General features: G+C 56.1%; 16 protein-coding genes. 8 read left to right on the plus strand and 8 right to left on the minus strand.

What is annotated here, in order from left to right:
• Positions 1-84: 84 nt before the first annotated feature.
• Genes ssuB through ssuE form a run of 5 tightly spaced genes read right to left on the minus strand, consistent with a single transcriptional unit; the run spans position 85 to position 4,311 of the window.
• Entirely contained in the window at positions 85-852 is a 768-nt protein-coding gene (gene ssuB, locus U9O48_RS08190) for an aliphatic sulfonates ABC transporter ATP-binding protein (protein ID WP_285145413.1), read from the minus strand.
• Positions 849-1,640 carry an aliphatic sulfonate ABC transporter permease SsuC gene (gene ssuC, locus U9O48_RS08195; RefSeq protein ID WP_285149158.1) on the minus strand — a complete coding sequence of 264 codons (792 nt, stop codon included), beginning with the start codon at positions 1,638-1,640 and terminating at the stop codon, positions 849-851. The genes ssuB and ssuC overlap by 4 nt, the downstream gene beginning before the upstream one ends.
• Positions 1,641-1,650: 10 nt before the next feature.
• A complete protein-coding gene (ssuD, locus tag U9O48_RS08200) occupies positions 1,651-2,796 on the minus strand; it encodes an FMNH2-dependent alkanesulfonate monooxygenase (protein ID WP_285149159.1) in 1,146 nt (381 codons plus the stop codon).
• Complete coding sequence (locus U9O48_RS08205; protein WP_285149160.1) at positions 2,793-3,743, minus strand: sulfonate ABC transporter substrate-binding protein; 951 nt, start codon at positions 3,741-3,743, stop codon at positions 2,793-2,795. The genes ssuD and U9O48_RS08205 overlap by 4 nt, the downstream gene beginning before the upstream one ends.
• A complete protein-coding gene (ssuE, locus tag U9O48_RS08210; protein WP_282492398.1) occupies positions 3,736-4,311 on the minus strand; it encodes an NADPH-dependent FMN reductase in 576 nt (191 codons plus the stop codon). Before ssuE ends, U9O48_RS08205 begins: the two co-directional genes overlap by 8 nt.
• A 247-nt stretch (positions 4,312-4,558) precedes the next feature.
• Here ssuE and pyrD point away from each other — a divergent pair, with 247 nt between their 5' ends.
• Both pyrD and zapC read left to right on the plus strand, forming a co-directional pair.
• Positions 4,559-5,569 (plus strand): quinone-dependent dihydroorotate dehydrogenase, encoded by a 1,011-nt coding sequence (pyrD, locus tag U9O48_RS08215; RefSeq protein WP_285145409.1) that lies wholly within the window; start codon positions 4,559-4,561, stop codon positions 5,567-5,569.
• A gap of 166 nt (positions 5,570-5,735) precedes the next feature.
• Positions 5,736-6,278, plus strand: coding sequence for a cell division protein ZapC (gene zapC, locus U9O48_RS08220; RefSeq protein ID WP_095281468.1), 543 nt, complete (start codon positions 5,736-5,738; stop codon positions 6,276-6,278).
• Here zapC and U9O48_RS08225 read toward each other — a convergent pair.
• Positions 6,275-7,387: a YcbX family protein gene (locus U9O48_RS08225; protein WP_285149161.1), complete on the minus strand. Its 1,113-nt coding sequence runs from the start codon at positions 7,385-7,387 to the stop codon at positions 6,275-6,277. The two genes, zapC and U9O48_RS08225, sit on opposite strands and share 4 nt — an antisense overlap.
• A gap of 103 nt (positions 7,388-7,490) precedes the next feature.
• Between U9O48_RS08225 and rlmKL the strand changes: the two genes are divergently transcribed.
• The 6 genes from rlmKL to rmf all read left to right on the plus strand — a co-directional run bounded on the left by rlmKL (position 7,491) and on the right by rmf (position 15,416).
• On the plus strand, positions 7,491-9,599 hold the full coding sequence (rlmKL, locus tag U9O48_RS08230; protein WP_285145407.1) for a bifunctional 23S rRNA (guanine(2069)-N(7))-methyltransferase RlmK/23S rRNA (guanine(2445)-N(2))-methyltransferase RlmL: 2,109 nt from the start codon (positions 7,491-7,493) through the stop codon (positions 9,597-9,599).
• A 12-nt stretch (positions 9,600-9,611) separates the two neighbouring features.
• Complete coding sequence (locus tag U9O48_RS08235; RefSeq protein ID WP_282492403.1) at positions 9,612-11,519, plus strand: ABC transporter ATP-binding protein; 1,908 nt, start codon at positions 9,612-9,614, stop codon at positions 11,517-11,519.
• A 13-nt stretch (positions 11,520-11,532) separates the two neighbouring features.
• On the plus strand, positions 11,533-12,786 hold the full coding sequence (gene pqiA, locus U9O48_RS08240; protein WP_285149162.1) for a membrane integrity-associated transporter subunit PqiA: 1,254 nt from the start codon (positions 11,533-11,535) through the stop codon (positions 12,784-12,786).
• A 4-nt stretch (positions 12,787-12,790) separates the two neighbouring features.
• A complete protein-coding gene (pqiB, locus tag U9O48_RS08245; RefSeq protein ID WP_282492405.1) occupies positions 12,791-14,431 on the plus strand; it encodes an intermembrane transport protein PqiB in 1,641 nt (546 codons plus the stop codon).
• Entirely contained in the window at positions 14,428-14,994 is a 567-nt protein-coding gene (gene pqiC, locus U9O48_RS08250) for a membrane integrity-associated transporter subunit PqiC (protein WP_095281474.1), read from the plus strand. Before pqiB ends, pqiC begins: the two co-directional genes overlap by 4 nt.
• A gap of 254 nt (positions 14,995-15,248) precedes the next feature.
• Positions 15,249-15,416 (plus strand): ribosome modulation factor, encoded by a 168-nt coding sequence (rmf, locus tag U9O48_RS08255; protein ID WP_100780687.1) that lies wholly within the window; start codon positions 15,249-15,251, stop codon positions 15,414-15,416.
• Positions 15,417-15,491: 75 nt separating this feature from the next.
• On the opposite strand, the gene fabA is transcribed toward rmf, so the two are convergent.
• The gene (gene fabA / locus U9O48_RS08260; protein ID WP_285145405.1) at positions 15,492-16,010 is read right to left on the minus strand and encodes a bifunctional 3-hydroxydecanoyl-ACP dehydratase/trans-2-decenoyl-ACP isomerase; all 519 of its coding nucleotides are present in this window, start codon (positions 16,008-16,010) and stop codon (positions 15,492-15,494) included.
• Positions 16,011-16,078: 68 nt separating this feature from the next.
• A complete protein-coding gene (locus U9O48_RS08265) occupies positions 16,079-17,839 on the minus strand; it encodes a Lon protease family protein (protein ID WP_285149163.1) in 1,761 nt (586 codons plus the stop codon).
• Positions 17,840-18,014: the final 175 nt, after the last annotated feature.

An 18,014-nucleotide genomic window follows, 5' to 3' on the forward strand; every position in this document is an offset into this window, starting at 1 on the left:
GCCCGGTGGCGCTAGCGCTTACCGGGCCTACAACGGCACAATACTTGTAGGCCGGGCAAGGCGAAGCCGCCGCCCGGCTTTTTTCTACCCGTGACGCCGAACCTGCACTTCGGTCGCCCCACGTTTCATCACTCTTTCCAGCACTTCCGCTTCCAGCTCCGCCAGCCGTGCCGATCCTTTGCGCCGTGGGCGCGGAATATCCACCGCCACATCCAGCCCGATTTTGCCTTCCTCAATTAACAAAACCCTATCGGCCATTGCCACCGCTTCGCTCACATCGTGCGTCACCAGCAGCACAGTAAAGCCATGCTCCTGCCAAAGCGACTCGATCAGATCCTGCATTTCAATGCGCGTCAGCGCATCCAGCGCCCCGAGCGGCTCATCCAGCAGCAATAGACCGGGGCGATGGATCAACGCCCGCGCCAGCGCCACGCGCTGTTTTTGACCGCCGGAAAGGGCGGCTGGCCATTCGCCCGCGCGGTTTTCCAGCCCGACAGCGCTCAACGCCTGACGCGCGTTGTCGCGCCAGTTGCCTTTTAGCCCCAGCCCGACGTTGTCGATCACCGTTTTCCACGGCAGCAGGCGCGCATCCTGGAACATCATCCGGGTGTCATCCTGAATATCCGCCAGCGGCGTATTGCCCGCCAGCAGCTCCCCGCCGTTTGGCGCTTCCAGCCCGGCCAGCAGCCGCAGCAGGGTGCTTTTCCCGCCGCCGCTGCGCCCGACCACGGCAACGAATTGTCCGGCAGGAATGTGCAAATCTAAAGCATTCAGAATGGTGTTATCGCCATATCGTTTGGTGACGCCATTAAGCAGGAGCGGCGTGCCCTGAGTTAAACGAGCCGTATTCATGCGTTGGCCTCCTTCGTGGAATAGGCCGGGTTCCAGCGCAGCCAGCTACGCTCCAGCCACTGAGCGCTGACGTCGGCGAGTTTGCCGAGCAGGGCGTAAAGAATGATGGCAACCACCACCACGTCGGTTTGCAGGAATTCGCGGGCATTCATCGCCAGGTAGCCGATACCGGAGTTGGCCGAGATGGTTTCTGCGACGATCAGCGTCAGCCACATCAGACCGAGCGCAAACCGCACGCCGACCATGATCGACGGCAGCGCACCCGGCAGGATCAGGTGAACAAACAAGGCAAAGCCGGACAACCCGTAGCTGCGCGCCATCTCCACCAGTCCACGATCGATGTTACGGATACCGTGCCAGGTGTTGATGTAGATCGGGAACAGGGTGCCGAGGGCGACGAGGAAAATCTTGGCGCTCTCGTCGATGCCAAACCACAGAATCACCAGCGGGATCAGCGCCAGATGCGGCACGTTGCGCAGCATCTGGATTGAAGTATCCAGCAAACGCTCGCCCCAACGGGACAGGCCGCTGATGAGGCCCAGCGTCAGGCCAATCGAGCCGCCGATGGAAAAGCCAATCAGCGCGCGCCAGGAGCTGATCGCCAGGTGCTGCCACAGCTCGCCGCTGGAACTGAGCGACCAGAACGCCTCCACGACGCCCTCCGGGGAGGGCAAAATGCGGCTCGACAACCATCCCACGGACGAGGCGATTTGCCAGACAATTACAATGCCGACGGGCAGAAACCAGGGGGCCAGACGCAGCAGCCATTTTTGGGATGGATTTGCCATAGGGACCTCGTTAGCTCTGCGCGACTTTTCGCGGGATAAACTCATTCGCCACCGCTTCGCCCTGAAGCTGGAGCGTGCGCGGCTGCGGGATTTCCGGGATCGCGACGTCCAGGTGCGGGAAGAGCAACTCACCGACCTTGTACGCCTCTTCCAGATGCGGATAGCCGGACAAAATAAAGCTGTCGATACCGAGATCCGCATACTCGTTAATCCGCGCCGCCACCGTTGGACCATCGCCCACCAGCGCCGTACCCGCTCCGCCGCGAACCAGGCCTACGCCCGCCCACAGGTTCGGGCTGATTTCGAGATTCTCACGCTTTCCTTTATGCAGAGAAGCCATCCGGTGCTGGCCCACGGAATCGGTTTTCGCCAGTGCGGCCTGCGCTTTGGCGATGGTCTCATCGTCAAGGTGCGAAATTAGACGGTCGGCGGCCTGCCAGGCCTCGGCGTTGGTTTCGCGCACGATGACGTGCAGACGAATCCCGAAACGCACTTTGCGCCCGTGTGCGGCGGCTTTGGCGCGAACCTGCTCAATTTTCTCTTTCACCAGTTCCGGCGGTTCGCCCCAGGTCAGATAGAGATCGACCTGCTCGGCAGCCAGGTCCTGCGCTACATCCGAGGAGCCGCCGAAGTAGAGCGGGGGACGCGGCTGCTGGACTGGGGCAAACAGCAGCTTCGCATCGCGAACGCGTATATGTTTCCCCTCGTAAGTGACGGTCTCACCTTCCAGCAAACGTCTCCAGACGCGGGTAAATTCCGCTGATGCTTCGTAGCGTTCCGTGTGATCGAGGAACACGCCGTCGCCCGCGAGCTCCTGCGGGTCGCTGCCGGTCACCAGGTTAAACAGCGCGCGGCCATTTGAAAGGCGGTCGAGCGTTGCGGCCTGGCGAGCGGCGACGGTCGGGGAGAGCACGCTTGGGCGCAGAGCTACCAGGAATTTCAGGCGCTGTGTGACCGGAATCATCGAGGCGGCAACCAGCCATGCATCTTCGCAGGAGCGTCCGGTCGGGATCAGCACGCCGGTAAAACCGATTCTGTCGGCGGCCTGCGCGATTTGCTGCAGATAGCCGTAGTCCACCGGGCGCGCGCCCTCTTCGGTGCCGAGATAATGCCCATCACCGTGGGTCGGTAAAAACCAGAACAGATTCAGACTCATGATTTCGATCCTTCTTTGTCAGAGGGTTGCCAGATGCGGTCGCGAATATCGATTTTCTTCGGCACGAGACGATTCTCGTAAAACAGATCCGCGGTCTGCTGCTGCAGGACGGCGGTTTTGGCGTCAACGGGTTTGATCACCGTGGTTGGGCGATGATCCAGATAGCTGGCGATCACCGGCTCTGGCAGACCCATGGTTTTGGCGAGCAGGGCGATGCTTTCCTGGCGCTGGCTCTGGGTCAGCGCGTCCGCCTCGCTAAAGGTATTCAACACGCCCTGAACAAATTCGCCGTTCTTTTCCGCATACGGGCGAGCGGCCAGGTAGAACGAACCGGTCTGTTTCAGCGTTTCGCCATCTTTCAGCACCCGCACGCCACCCTGCAGCAACGCCGCGGAGTAGTACGGGTCCCAGATTGCCCAGGCGTCGACATTGTTTTGCTGGAACGCCGCGCGGGCATCCGCCGGCGTTAAATAGATGGGCTGAATATCCTTGAAAGACAGGCCCGCCTGCTGAAGGGCGCGCAGGAGTAAATTGTGCGAACTGGAACCTTTCTGGAACGCGACTTTATGGCCTTTCAGATCCGCGACGGTTTTAATCGGGCTGTTCTCGGGCACCAGAATCACTTCCGCTTTCGGCTTCGGTGGCTCAACGCCGACGTAGACCAGATCAGCGCCAGCAGCTTGCGCAAAAATCGGCGGAATGTCGCCGGTACTGCCCAAATCAATGCTGCCAACGTTGAGCGCCTCAAGCATCTGTGGCCCGGCCGGGAACTCGACCCAGGAGAATTGGGTGTTCGGGTAGCGCTTCTCCAGTAGCTGATGGCTTTTCGCCAGCACCATGCTGACGCTGCCTTTCTGATAACCGATGCGCAGGCTTTCCGGCGCGGGTTCCGCCGCCTGTGCCAGCGCAGAGACCGCAACCAGGGCGGTCAAAAGAGTTTTAAACATGGGCGACTCCTTTCAGACGACCAAAGGCGGGGGCCTGCACGTCGCGGCGATGCAGTGCCTGCCAGAAGGTTTCCAGCGCGGTATCGAGGCGCAGGTGTAAGTTGGGGGTGAACTGCGGCTTGTGCTGGTAATCGACAATTTGCGAGTCATCCGCAAACACGCCGTGCAGGATCTCCTGCGCTTTCAGCGCATTCAGAACCGGCTTGAGGGCGTAATCTACCGCCAGCATGTGGGCGACGGTGCCGCCGGTGGCTAGCGGAAGCACCACTTTTCCCTCCAGGGCACGCTCAGGCAGCAAATCGAGCAGGGTTTTTAGTGCGCCCGAAAACGACGCTTTATAAATGGGCGTCGCGACAATCAGCCCGTCAGCGCCTTTGAGCTGCTCAATCAGCGCCTGCAGCGCCGGACTGTCGAAGCGGGCATAAAGAAGATCTTCCGGCTCAAAGTTATGCAGATTCCAGTGACACACCTCCACGTTCAGCGAATTGAGTTGCTCGCGGGCATACTCCAGCAGGGCGCTGGAGCGTGAAGGGAAACGCGGACTTCCGGCCAACGTGATGACGCGCATGTTTGCTCCTTATAACTATTTGTTTGCTTTTACCTAACATTCATAACAATTTTCAGGAGTGTGACATTGCGGGGTTATTCCACTAAATGATTTATCTGAAATTAAAATGCCGAAAATTGCATAAGAAAGAAGCAGAAAGGTAAACGATTGCGCTTTACGAGGATTTTTTGCCGCAGGTCAATTCCCTTTCCCGGCGCGATCGCTGATAATCCGTGTCCGGTTTGCACACCGGAATCCAGGAGAGTTCATGTACTACCCCTTCGTTCGTAAAGCCCTTTTTCAGCTCGATCCAGAGCGCGCTCATGAATTGACATTCCAGCAGTTACGCCGCATTACAGGAACGCCTCTTGAAGCGCTGGTGCGCCAGAAAGTGCAGGAAAAACCTGTCTCGTGCATGGGCCTGACGTTTAAAAATCCTCTGGGGTTGGCAGCAGGCCTCGACAAGAACGGCGAATGCATTGACGCCCTGGGCGCGATGGGGTTCGGCTCCATTGAAGTCGGCACCGTGACGCCACGTCCGCAGGACGGGAATGACAAGCCGCGCCTGTTCCGCCTGGTTGAAGCCGAAGGGTTGATCAACCGGATGGGCTTTAATAACCACGGTGTTGATCACCTGGTAGAGAACGTGAAAAAAGCCCATTTTGACGGCGTGCTCGGGATTAATATCGGCAAAAATAAAGATACGCCGGTGGAGCAGGGAAAAGATGACTATCTGATTTGTATGGAAAAAGTCTATGCCTATGCCGGTTATATTGCGATTAATATCTCTTCGCCAAATACCCCAGGCCTGCGTACTCTCCAATATGGTGAAGCGCTGGACGATCTCTTAAGTGCGATCAAAAATAAGCAGAATGAGCTGCAGAATACCCATCATAAATATGTTCCGATCGCGGTGAAGATCGCCCCGGATCTTTCTGTCGAAGAATTGATCCAGGTGGCCGACAGTTTGGTTCGCCATAATATTGATGGTGTTATTGCGACCAATACGACACTCGATCGCTCCCTGGTTCAGGGAATGAAAAACTGTGACCAAATGGGTGGCTTAAGCGGTCGTCCGGTACAATTAAAAAGCACCGAAATTATTCGCGCGCTGTCGGCGGAATTAAAGGGTCGCTTACCGATCATCGGCGTGGGTGGCATCGACTCCGTCATCGCGGCCCGCGAGAAGATGGCGGCGGGTGCGTCGCTGGTGCAAATCTATTCCGGCTTTATTTTTAAAGGCCCACAATTGATTAAAGAAATCGTTAATCATATCTAATCTTTTCTCCATATCAGACAACCAGGGCTTTATTTCCAGCCCTGGTTGTTTTATATTCCGTCTTTGTTGCTTATTTAGACATTATGGTCTTTTATTATTGATGTTATAAAACGAAGCGACAATTCGGACATTTTAAGAACAGGACGTTGTGGGGAAGGAGAGGAAAATGCGAATAAAACCTGACGATAACTGGCGTTGGTATTTTTGCGATGAGCACGATCGAATGATGCTCGATTTAGCCAATGGTATGTTATTTCGCTCTCGTTTCGCTCGCCGAATGCTGACCCCGGATGCGTTTGCACCGTCAGGCTTTTGCGTTGACGATGCTGCGCTGTTTTTCTCATTTGAAGAGAAATGTCGCGATCTGATCCTCTCTAAAGAGCAGCGCGCCGAGCTGGTGTTGAATGCGCTGGTGGCGATTCGCTTTCTGAAACCGCAGATGCCAAAAAGCTGGCACTTCCTCGCTCACGGCCAGTCCTGGTCGCCGATCACCGGTGATGCGGCCTGCGTCAATTTGAGTGATACCTCGGAAGAGGTGAGTTTGCTGGTGGTCGAGCCGGGCGAAAATGCTGCCCTGTGCCTGCTGGCGCAACCCGGCGTGGTGATTGCCGGGCGCACAATGCAGCTGGGTGATGCGATTAAAGTGATGAACGACCGACTTAAACCACAACTGCGTATGGATTCGTTCAGCCTCGAACAGGCCGTTTAAAGCTCTAGCTGCACAGACGTTTTCGGAATGCAGCTACAGCACAGAATGGTTCCATCCTCGCTTACCGCTGATTTCTTCAGCGCCGTCACTTCGCCATCGACCAGGGTGATGCGACAACTTCCACAGATTCCCGCACGACACGAATAAGGCACGCGGATCCCCGCTTGTTCCAGCTGTTCCAGCAGTACTTGCTGATTATTTCCCGGCAGCGTTTTGCCTTGCCACTGGATGGTCACCGCCGACACCGGCTGGGTGATCGCTTCTGGCTCTTCTTCTTCCTCTGGCCCGTGACCGTAAACTCTGGCCGGCCCCGTTGACAGAATTTCGATTTCATCACCCACGCGGATCACGCCACTGCTGCGAGGGATCAGGTTCTGGCCAAAATCGACGTCGCCGTTATCCTGCGCGGTGCGGAAGGATTGCAGGGTTTTCAGCGGCTCGCCGGAAGGGTGTTTTTGACCTTTCTCCGGGCTGATAGTCGTGAAGATGCAGCGGCTGCAGGGTTTCACCACATCAAAAATCACGCTGCCGATACGGATAACCTTCCAGGTGTCCTCTTCCCAGGCCTGTGCGCCGGTCACCACCAGGTTCGGGCGGAACTGCTCCATTTGCACGCTGGCGGAACAGCGGTTTTGCAGATCGCGCAGGGAGGCGTCGTTGGTGAGCAGGTAAGGAAAACCGTCGGCAAAGGAGAGGGGAACGGCTTCGAAACGCTTCACGCGACGCGTCAGTTCCGGTCCGACCCAGCGCAGCTGTACGGCGCGAGAAAAGAATCCGCTGAGCCAGGTGTTGATCTCTTCGGGGGCGACGCGGGCAGTGAAATGGTTGCCCCAGACTTCGGTAGGCGCATCGACGGCGGCGAAGTCGCTAAAGCGCGCGATCGCGCTGGAACCGTCCGGCGCGGTCAGATGTAAGCCATCGTGTAGCGGAGCAGGAGTAAAGCGCACCATCTGCGGGAACTGGCGGGCGGTGATGAAGGTTCCGTCCGGTTCGGTGATCATAAAAATGCGATCAAAGGCGAAGCCGCTGACGTCAGCAAGCGCATGGGTCAGGCCAATGCCGCGCATGGATTTGACCGGATGAATAAAAAGCCTGGATAACGTCGCCACTGTTCACGCCCTCGAACGATTTAAAATAAGCCCTCAACTTTAGGACATAGCGCACATATTAGCTATAATGCGCAGCAATTTTCTACGAGTAATAAGTGACGATATGAATTCTCTGTTTGCCAGTACGGCCCGTGGGCTGGAAGAGCTGTTAAAAACTGAACTGGAAAGCCTTGGCGCGCTGGAGTGTCAGGTGGTTCAGGGTGGTGTCCATTTCGAGGGCGACACACGGCTTATTTACCAGAGCCTGATGTGGAGCCGCCTGGCGTCGCGCATCATGTTGCCGCTGGGTGCCTGTAAGGTCTACAGCGACCTTGACCTGTACCTCGGCGTACAGGCGACCGACTGGACAGAGATCTTCGCCCCAGGCGCAACCTTTGCTGTGCATTTCAGCGGTCTGAACGACGAAATCCGTAATAGCCAGTACGGCGCGCTGAAAGTGAAAGACGCCATCGTCGACAGCTTTACGCGTAAAAACCTCGAGCGCCCGAACGTCGATCGTGAAAATCCCGATCTGCGCATTAACGTGTGGCTCAATAAAGAGACGGCGCACATCTCGCTGGATCTGTGCGGCGAAGGTCTGCACCAGCGTGGATATCGCGATCGCGCCGGTATTGCGCCGATCAAAGAGAACCTGGCTGCGGCTATCGTGATGCGTTCCGGCTGGCAGCCGGGCACACCGCTGCTCGATCCGATGTGTGGTTCTGGTACTTTGCTGATCGAAGCGGCGATGATGGCGACGGATCGTGCGCCGGGTCTGCACCGCGGACAGTGGGGCTTTAGCGGCTGGGCGCAGCACGACGATGCCCTCTGGAAAGAGGTCAAAGCCGAAGCGCAAGTTCGTGCGCGTAAAGGCCTGGCAGACTACACCTCCCGTTTCTACGGCTCGGACAGCGACGCTCGCGTGATTGAACGCGCGCGCAGCAACGCCCGTCGCGCCGGTATCGGTGAACTGATCGATTTCGAGGTGAAAGACGTCGCCCAGTTAACCAATCCGCTGCCGAAAGGCCCGTACGGTACGGTGATCAGTAACCCGCCGTACGGCGAGCGTCTGGACAGCGAACCGGCGCTGATCGCGCTGCATAGCCTGTTTGGTCGCACCATGAAAGACGCGTTCGGCGGCTGGAATCTGTCGCTGTTTAGCGGTTCTCCGGAACTGCTGAGCTGCCTGCAGTTGCGCGCCGAGCGCCAGTTCAAAGCCAAAAACGGCCCGCTGGACTGTGTGCAGAAAAACTACCATCTGACCGAGAAAGACGGCGACAGCAAACCGTCTACGGTGGCGGAAGATTACGCCAACCGTCTGCGTAAGAATCTGAAGAAATTCGAAAAGTGGGCGAAACAGGAAGGTATCGAATGCTATCGCATTTATGATGCCGATCTGCCGGAATATAACGTGGCGGTTGACCGTTACGCGGACTGGGTGGTGGTGCAGGAATACGCCGCGCCGAAAACTATCGATGCGCAAAAAGCGCGTCAGCGTTTGCTGGATATTATCGCCGCGACCATTGGCGTGCTGGGCATCGCCCCGAACAAACTGATCCTGAAAACCCGTGAGCGTCAGAAAGGGACCAATCAGTATCAGAAGATGGGCGATAAGGGTGACTTTATCGAAGTGGGCGAGTACAACGCGCGTCTGTGGGTCAACCTGACGGATTACCTCGACACCGGTCTGTTCCTCGACCACCGTATCGCGCGTCGTATGCTGGGCCAGATGAGCAAAGGGAAAGACTTCCTCAACCTCTTCGCCTACACCGGTAGCGCCAGCGTTCATGCGGGTCTGGGCGGTGCGCGCAGCACCACTACCGTCGATATGTCGCGTACCTATCTGGAGTGGGCAGAGCGCAACCTTCGTCTCAACGGCCTGACCGGGCGTCAGCATCGCCTGATGCAAGCGGACGTGCTGGGCTGGCTGCGCGATACCGACGAGCAGTTCGATTTGATCTTCATCGATCCGCCGACTTTCTCTAACTCGAAACGTATGGAAGACTCCTTCGACGTTCAGCGCGATCACCTGCGTCTGATGACCGACCTGAAACGTCTGCTGCGTAAAGGCGGCACCATTATGTTCTCGAACAACAAACGCGGCTTCCGCATGGACAATGACGGGCTGGAAAAACTGGGGCTGAAAGCACAAGAAATCAGCCAAAAAACGCTGTCTCAGGACTTCGCCCGTAACCGTCAAATTCACAACTGCTGGTTGATTACCGCAGTCTGAAAGGAAATATAAATGTCATTAATTAGCATGCACGGCGCATGGCTGTCATTCAGCGATGCGCCACTTCTCGACGATACAGAACTGCACATCGAAGACAACGAACGCGTCTGTCTGGTAGGCCGTAACGGCGCGGGTAAATCCACGCTGATGAAGATCCTCAACCGTGAGCAGGGTCTGGACGATGGTCGTATCGTTTACGAGCAGGATCTGATCGTTTCCCGTCTGCAACAGGATCCACCGCGCAACGTGGCGGGCAGCGTCTACGATTTTGTCGCCGAAGGGATCTCCGAGCAGGCCGAGTATCTGAAGGGCTATCACGATATTTCGCATCTGGTGATGACCGATCCGAGCGAAAAAAATCTCAACGAGATGGCGCGTCTGCAGGACCTGCTGGATCACCACGGTCTGTGGCAACTGGAAGATCGCATCAATGAAGTGCTGGAGCAGCTTGGTCTTGAAGCCGATATGGCGCTGGCGTCCCTGTCGGGCGGCTGGCTGCGTAAAGCGGCGCTGGGCCGCGCGCTGGTTTGCGGGCCAAAAGTGCTGCTGCTCGATGAGCCGACGAACCACCTGGACATCGAAACTATCGACTGGCTGGAAGGGTTCCTGAAAACCTTCAACGGCACCATTATCTTTATCTCCCACGACCGTTCGTTTATTCGCAACATGGCGACCCGCATTGTCGATCTCGATCGCGGCAAGCTGGTCACCTATCCAGGCGATTACGACACCTATCTGCTGGAGAAAGAAGAAAACCTGCGCGTGGAAGAGCTGCAAAACGCCGAGTTCGACCGTAAGCTGGCGCAGGAAGAGGTCTGGATCCGTCAGGGCATCAAAGCACGTCGTACCCGTAACGAAGGCCGCGTGCGCGCCCTGAAAGCGATGCGTAACGAACGCAGCGAGCGCCGCGAAGTGATGGGCAGCGCGAAGATGCAGGTAGAAGAAGCGTCTCGCTCCGGCAAGATTGTCTTCGAAATGGAAAACGTCAATTACCAGATCGATGGCAAAGTGCTGGTGACCGATTTCTCCGCTCAGGTTCAGCGTGGCGACAAAATCGCCCTGATTGGCCCGAACGGCTGTGGTAAATCCACGCTGCTGAAACTGATGCTCGGCCAGCTGCAGGCTGACAGCGGTCGCGTTCACTGCGGGACCAAACTGGAAGTGGCCTATTTCGACCAGCACCGTACTGAGCTGGATCCGGACAGAACCGTGATGGACAACCTGGCGGAAGGGAAGCAAGAGGTGATGGTTAACGGTAAACCGCGCCACGTGCTGGGCTACCTGCAGGACTTCCTGTTCCATCCTAAACGCGCCATGACGCCGGTTCGCGCGTTGTCCGGCGGGGAACGTAACCGCCTGCTGCTGGCGCGTCTGTTCCTGAAGCCAAGTAACTTATTGATTCTCGATGAACCGACCAACGATCTGGATGTCGAAACTCTGGAACTGCTGGAAGAGCTGATCGACGGCTATCAGGGCACCGTGATGCTGGTCAGCCACGACCGTCAGTTTGTGGATAACACCGTGACCGAGTGCTGGATTTTTGAAGGCGAAGGCCGGATTGGTCAATATGTCGGCGGCTATCAGGATGCGCGCGGGCAGCAGGCGCAATCTTTGGCGACTAAACAGTCAAAATCCAAAACTGGATCGCAAACTCCTGTCGCAAAAGCAGAAACTGTCAAAAAATCGACGGTCAAAATGAGCTATAACCTGCAGCGCGAACTGGAAGGGTTGCCGCAACGTCTGGAAGAGCTGGAAGCGAATCTGGGTACATTGCAGGCTCAGGTTGCTGATGCCTCCTTCTTTAGCCAGCCACACGACTATACTCAGAAAATATTGGCGGAGCTTTCCCAGGCTGAAAAGGCGCTGGAAGAAGCATTTGAGCGCTGGGAGTACCTTGAGGCTCTCAAAAACGGCGCATAAACAGGGATACCCGATGTGTGATCAGCACCATGCCGACCGGCATATTCTATGCTCGCAATGCGATATGCTCGTGGCGCTTCCTGAGCTGGATCACGGACATAAAGCAACTTGCCCCCGCTGCGGGGCAACGCTGACAACTGAGTGGGACGCGCCTCGTGCGCGTCCTACTGCATATGCGCTCGCGGCACTCTTTATGCTGCTGCTCTCTAATCTTTTTCCGTTCATCTATATGAAAGTCGGCGGGATGACCAGCGAAGTAAATTTGCTGGAAATTCCCGGCGTCATGTTCTCGGAAGATTACGCCAGTCTCGGCACCTTCTTCCTCCTTTTCGTGCAAATCGTTCCGGCTTTTTGTCTGGTGGTGATCCTGCTGCTGGTCAACCGCGTCCGAATGCCCGACAGCGTGAAAATTATGCTGGCCAGGGTGCTTTTCCAGCTGAAAAGCTGGGGAATGGCTGAGATTTTCCTGGCGGGAATTCTGGTCAGCTTCGTCAAGCTGATGGCCTACGGCGACGTCGGGATCGGCAGCAGTTTTATTCCCTGGTGCCTGTACTGCATCCTGCAACTGCGCGCCTTCCAGTGCGTGGACCGCCGCTGGGCCTGGGATGATATCGCGCCTGCGCCAACCCTTAATCAGACGGTAAAAGTGGGCGTGCCGGGGATTCGCCAGGGATTACGCTCCTGTTCGTGCTGTACCGCGATTTTGCCTGCTGACCACGAGGTGTGTCCGCGCTGCGGGACAAAAGGGCATGTGCGGCGTAAAAACAGTCTGCAATGGACAATGGCGTTATTGGTCACGTCGATCATGCTGTATCTACCCGCCAACATTTTACCGATCATGATTACGGATCTGCTGGGGGACAAAATGCCCTCGACGATCCTCGCGGGTGTGGTTTTGCTGTGGGGCGAAGGTTCGTATCCGGTCGCTATGGTGATCTTTATCGCCAGTATCATGGTTCCGACCTTAAAAATGATCGCGATTGCCTGGCTGTGCTGGGATGCCAAAGGGCACGGGAAACGCGACAGTGAACGCATGCATCTGATTTATGAAGTCGTCGAATTTGTTGGCCGCTGGTCAATGATCGACGTATTTGTGATTGCCGTCCTCTCCGCGCTGGTGCGCATGGGAGGACTGATGAGTATTTATCCCGCTATGGGCGCGCTGATGTTTGCGCTGGTCGTTGTGATGACGATGTTTGCGGCCCTGACTTTTGATCCGCGTTTATCCTGGGATCGTGAGCCAGAGTCAAGCCATGAGGAAGAGTGAGAGCATGGAAAATAAGAGTGGAGAGGCGAAAGTGCAGAAGGTCAAGAACTGGTCGCCGGTGTGGATCTTCCCCATCGTCACCGCGCTGATCGGAGCCTGGATCCTGTTTTATCATTACAGCCATCAGGGGCCGGAAGTGACGCTGATCACCACCAACGCGGAGGGCATTGAAGGGGGGAAAACCACCATCAAAAGCCGCAGCGTGGACGTGGGTGTGGTCGAAAGCGCAACCCTGACGGACGATTTGACGCACGTTGAGATCAAAGCGCGTTTGCACTCAGGAATGGAAAAGCTGTTACATGGTGATTCCGTCTTCTGGGTGGTCAAACCGCAGGTCGGACGGGAAGGGATCAGTGGTCTGGGGACGTTGCTTTCCGGGGCTTACATTGAGCTGCAGCCCGGCTCGAAAGGCAGCCAGCCCGGAAACTATCAGCTGCTTGATGCTCCGCCTCTTGCGCCGCCGGACGCGAAAGGTATTCGTGTCACCCTCGACAGTAAGAAAGCAGGGCAGCTCAGCCCGGGCGATCCGGTGCTGTTCCGTGGTTATCGCGTAGGTTCCGTGGAAACCAGCACCTTTGATGCGCAAAAACGCGCCATCAGCTACCAGCTGTTCATCAATGCGCCAAACGATCGTCTGGTCACCAACAACGTCCGCTTCTGGAAAGACAGCGGCATTGCCGTGGATCTGACGTCGGCGGGCATGCGCGTTGAGATGGGATCTCTGACCACGCTGTTCGGTGGCGGGGTGAGCTTTGATGTGCCGGAAGGGATGGATCTGGGTCAGCCGGTCGCGCCAAAAACCGCGTTCAGACTGTTTGACGATCAGAAAAGCATTCAGGATGCGCTCTATACGGATCACGTCGACTACCTGATGTTCTTTAAAGATTCGGTTCGTGGCCTGCAGCCAGGTGCGCCGGTCGAGTTCCGCGGTATTCGTCTGGGTACCGTCGGTCAGGTACCGTACTTCGTTCCGGGCCTGCATCAGGTGCTGGATGATGACTATCGCATTCCGGTGCTGATCCGCATTGAGCCTGAGCGCTTGCTGGCCCAGATCGGTAAGGATCAGGATATCGGGGAGCATATTAATCAGCTGATGAATCGCGGATTACGCGGCTCGCTGAAAACCGGCAACCTGGTGACGGGCGCGCTGTATGTGGATATGGACTTCTATCCGAAAGCCCCAGCGATGACCGGTGCGCGCGAGTTCGGCGGATACACGATTATCCCGACCGTCAGCAGCGGCCTGGCTCAGATCCAACAGCGTCTGATGGAAACCCTGGATAAGATAAACAATCTGCCGTTGAATCCGATGCTTGAGCAAGCGACCAACAGCCTGACCGAAAGCCAGGCCACGATGCGTCGTCTGCAAACCACGCTGGATAATATCAACAAAATTACGGCTAACCAGTCGATGCAGCAGCTTCCGCAGGATATGCAGAAAACGTTGCGCGAGCTGAACCGCAGCATGCAGGGCTTCCAGCCTGGCTCGGCGGCGTACAACAAGATGGTGGCGGATATGCAGCGCCTGGATCAGGTCCTGCGTGAACTGCAGCCGGTTTTGAAAACGCTGAACGAGAAGAGCAACGCGCTGGTATTTGAAGCCAAGGACAAAAAAGATCCTGAGCCGAAGAGGGCAAAAGAATGAAAAAGTGGCTATTAATCGTCGGAGCACTGGTTTTAACAGCCTGCAGTTCAGGAAGTGACACCAAGAGCTACTACCAGCTGCCGCTGGGAGCGCAGACGGGCGGGCAAAGCACCGCCAGCCAGGGGCATCGTCTGCTGTGGGTTGAGCAGGTGACCATTCCTGATTCCCTCGCCGGAAACGGCGTGGTGTATCAGACCAGCGAAGTGCAGTACGTGATTGCGAATAACAATCTGTGGGCCAGCCCGCTGGACCAGCAATTACGTAATACGCTGGTGGCGAACCTGAGCAGCCAGCTTCCGGGCTGGGTAGTGGCCTCTCAGCCTCTGGGCAGCGATCAGGACACCCTCAACGTCAACGTGACGGGTTTCCATGGTCGTTACGATGGGAAGGTGGTGATCAGCGGTGAGTGGCTGCTGAACCATCAGGGACAGCTGATTAAGCGTCCGTTCCACCTGGAGCTGAAACAGCAGCAGGACGGTTATGACGAAATGGTGAAGGTGCTGGCGCAGGGCTGGGCCCAGGAATCGGCCAGTATCGCGCAGGAGATTTCTCGTCTGCCATAAGTAAAATTCATCACTCAAAGCCGCCATCCGCGTTTCGCTGATGGCGGCTTTTTTTTCGGTTTTTGTTCAGGCTGTTACTTGTGCCAGCTCACAATTTTTGTACAAATGATCTTCTGTGTAGCTCACAAATATGACACTGGCGTGAATTTTGCGCATTGACGCTGAGGGAGATTCGGGTTATTCGTTATCTGTGTTTGCACGTTTTGCATACACTGTTTTCTTTCCACCAGACCAAAGAATGAGGGAAACGAGGCATGAAGAGACAGAAACGAGATCGCCTGGAAAGGGCTCATCAACGTGGTTATCAGGCTGGCATCGCTGGACGCTCTAAAGAAATGTGTCCTTATCAGACGATAAATCAAAGGTCACAATGGCTGGGAGGCTGGCGAGAAGCCATCGGAGACAGGGTACTTCTTGCTTGATAACGTCTCTTTAAAACAGAAACCTCCGCCATGCGGAGGTTTCGCCTTTCATGCTTAAACGATTTTAAGCAATCATCAGAACGCGGACGTGTCCTGGAACAGACCGACTTTCAGGTCGCTGGCGGTGTAGATAACACGGCCATCAACCAGCACTTCGCCATCCGCCAGACCCATCACCAGACGACGGTTCACAATGCGTTTGAAGTGAATACGGTAGGTGACTTTCTTCGCGGAAGGCAGAACCTGACCGGTGAATTTCACTTCACCCACGCCTAGCGCACGGCCTTTACCTTCGCCGCCCAGCCAGCCCAGATAGAAGCCAACCAGCTGCCACATCGCATCCAGACCTAAACAGCCAGGCATTACCGGGTCACCGATAAAGTGGCAACCGAAGAACCACAGTTCAGGATTGATATCGAGTTCCGCTTCCACGTAACCCTTGTCAAAGTTGCCGCCGGTTTCGGTCATTTTCACGACACGGTCCATCATCAGCATGCTCGGAGCAGGTAACTGCGGGCCTTTAGCGCCAAACAGCTCTCCACGACCAGAGGCAAGAAGATCTTCTTTTGTATAGGATTCGCGTTTATCTACCATGTTCTCAGTAAGCCTTATTTTAGTGAAGCACGCAGGATAGCTAACACGTGTACGCTGAACAAGTCCGATCAGTTCGGACTAAACCAGCTCAGCCAGCGTAACGGCCACGGATAACGATGACGCGCGTCCTGCTGCATGGCCTGAGCAATGCGGTCCTGGATCGCCTGCATCAGCGTCGTTTGGACTTCGCCGTCCCAGACCTGGTTCGTCAGTAAGGGTAGCGCATCCGTAATATCTTCGATGGCCCAGATGCTGAATTGTTCTGCTTCCACGGCATCAAGTACCGCCTGACTCAGACTCAGATGGCGCGCATTTGGCGCAGGGATAATCACCCCCTGTTTCCCGCTAAACCCGCGCTGCTGGCAGATGGAGAAGAAACCTTCGATCTTCTCATTCAGGCCGCCAACGGGCTGGGCGCGACCAAACTGATCGACAGAACCGGTGATCGCAATGCTCTGGTTAATCGGCACATCCGCAAGGGCACTGATCACCGCGCACAGCTCAGCCATAGAAGCACTGTCGCCGTCCACTTCACTGTATGACTGTTCAAATGTCAGCGAGGCAGAGAAGGGGAGCTGTTGTTCCAGCTGCAGCTGAGACATCAGGAAGGCCTGCATGATCATCATGCCTTTCGCATGAATGTTCCCGCCCAGTTCAGCTTTGCGCTCCACGTCAGTAAATTCGCCGTCGCCAATATGAATGACGCAGCTGATACGTGAAGGCTCGCCGAAGGCGCGCGGATGACCAGGGAACTCAATGACGGACAGGGCGTTGATTTGGCCTACGCGCTCGCCTTCGGTTTCCACCAGAATTTGTTCAAGCAGGATCTCATCCTGCATGCGGTCAGCCAGATAGCCTTCGCGCCATTCGCGCTGCGCCAGCATCTGAGCAAATTGCTCGCCGGTAAATTCGCCGGAACCGCTAATGACACCGACTTCACGCAGCTGTTTGCTGATCCACAGCGGGCAAAGCGGCAGGGTTTCCTGATCGCCCGTATCACGCGTTGCTTCACGAATCAGGCCAGTCCAGGCATCTGCCGCAGGCGTTGGCAAAGCGAAACGCTCAGCGACGGCCAGCACCCACTGGCACCATTGCGTCACGTCGTCCGCGTCGGCGATCTGGATGTTGTCTTCAAATTCGCTGTAGACCGCCTGATCGGCGAGCTCCGGTTCCATCTCCTGGAAATCTGCCAGCGATTCGCGATCGCCGGTCAGGATCACTTTCAGTGACAGGGGCATCGACGGAACGGCGACAGGCAGTGGACGAGATTCGTCGTAAGCGACCCAGTCAAAGCGCTGATGCGTCACGATGTTCTTCAGACGCATCCACAGCAGCGGCTGTGCCAGCAGGGTGCGCAGCGAGATAATCAACACACCGCCGTTGGCTTTGTGTACCAGCCCTGGCTGAATGCTCAGCGAACCGTTGAAGTGACGCAGGCAGCCAAATAACTGTTCCGCTTCGGCCCACTCGGCGGTAATGACGTCGCCGGTGGCAGCAAAATTTTCATCAGCAGTTTTTGCGGGTTCGAAAGTGACATCACTTCCCACGATACGATATTGCCCACCAAAAACGTTGTCCGCTTCTGGCTGCAATTGACGCACGGCATCGGCCATCAGCGCCAAATATTCGGCTTCTTCTGGCGCCTTCAGTAACATGAAGGGGGAGGTTGTCCATGGGCTTAACGTTTGCTCCAGCGCGTAATGTAAACGCGGTTGCGTGTCGCTAAGGATGAAGTCGTGTTCTTTTGCGAGGTCTGGCTGTGCAAACAGTTCCTGATAGCTTTCAGTATCCGGAACCAGGTCACGCCATGCTAGTTTCGTAATGGTCAAAGTTGATGTTTTTTAGTTAGATGTAAAGCGGTGGATTATACCGCAAGCGTTGACCCATTCCCACGTGGTATTCGGGATTTCAGAGGGTGAATGCGACGCAAGGCTCTCAGGATATGATTTCTTTTCAGCAGATTGCCAAAAAACTGATATTCTGAACATAGTTACGAGGTAACAC

Origin of the sequence: Lelliottia sp. JS-SCA-14, assembly GCF_035593345.1 — a bacterium.
Lineage (GTDB): Bacteria > Pseudomonadota > Gammaproteobacteria > Enterobacterales > Enterobacteriaceae > Enterobacter > Enterobacter wanjuensis.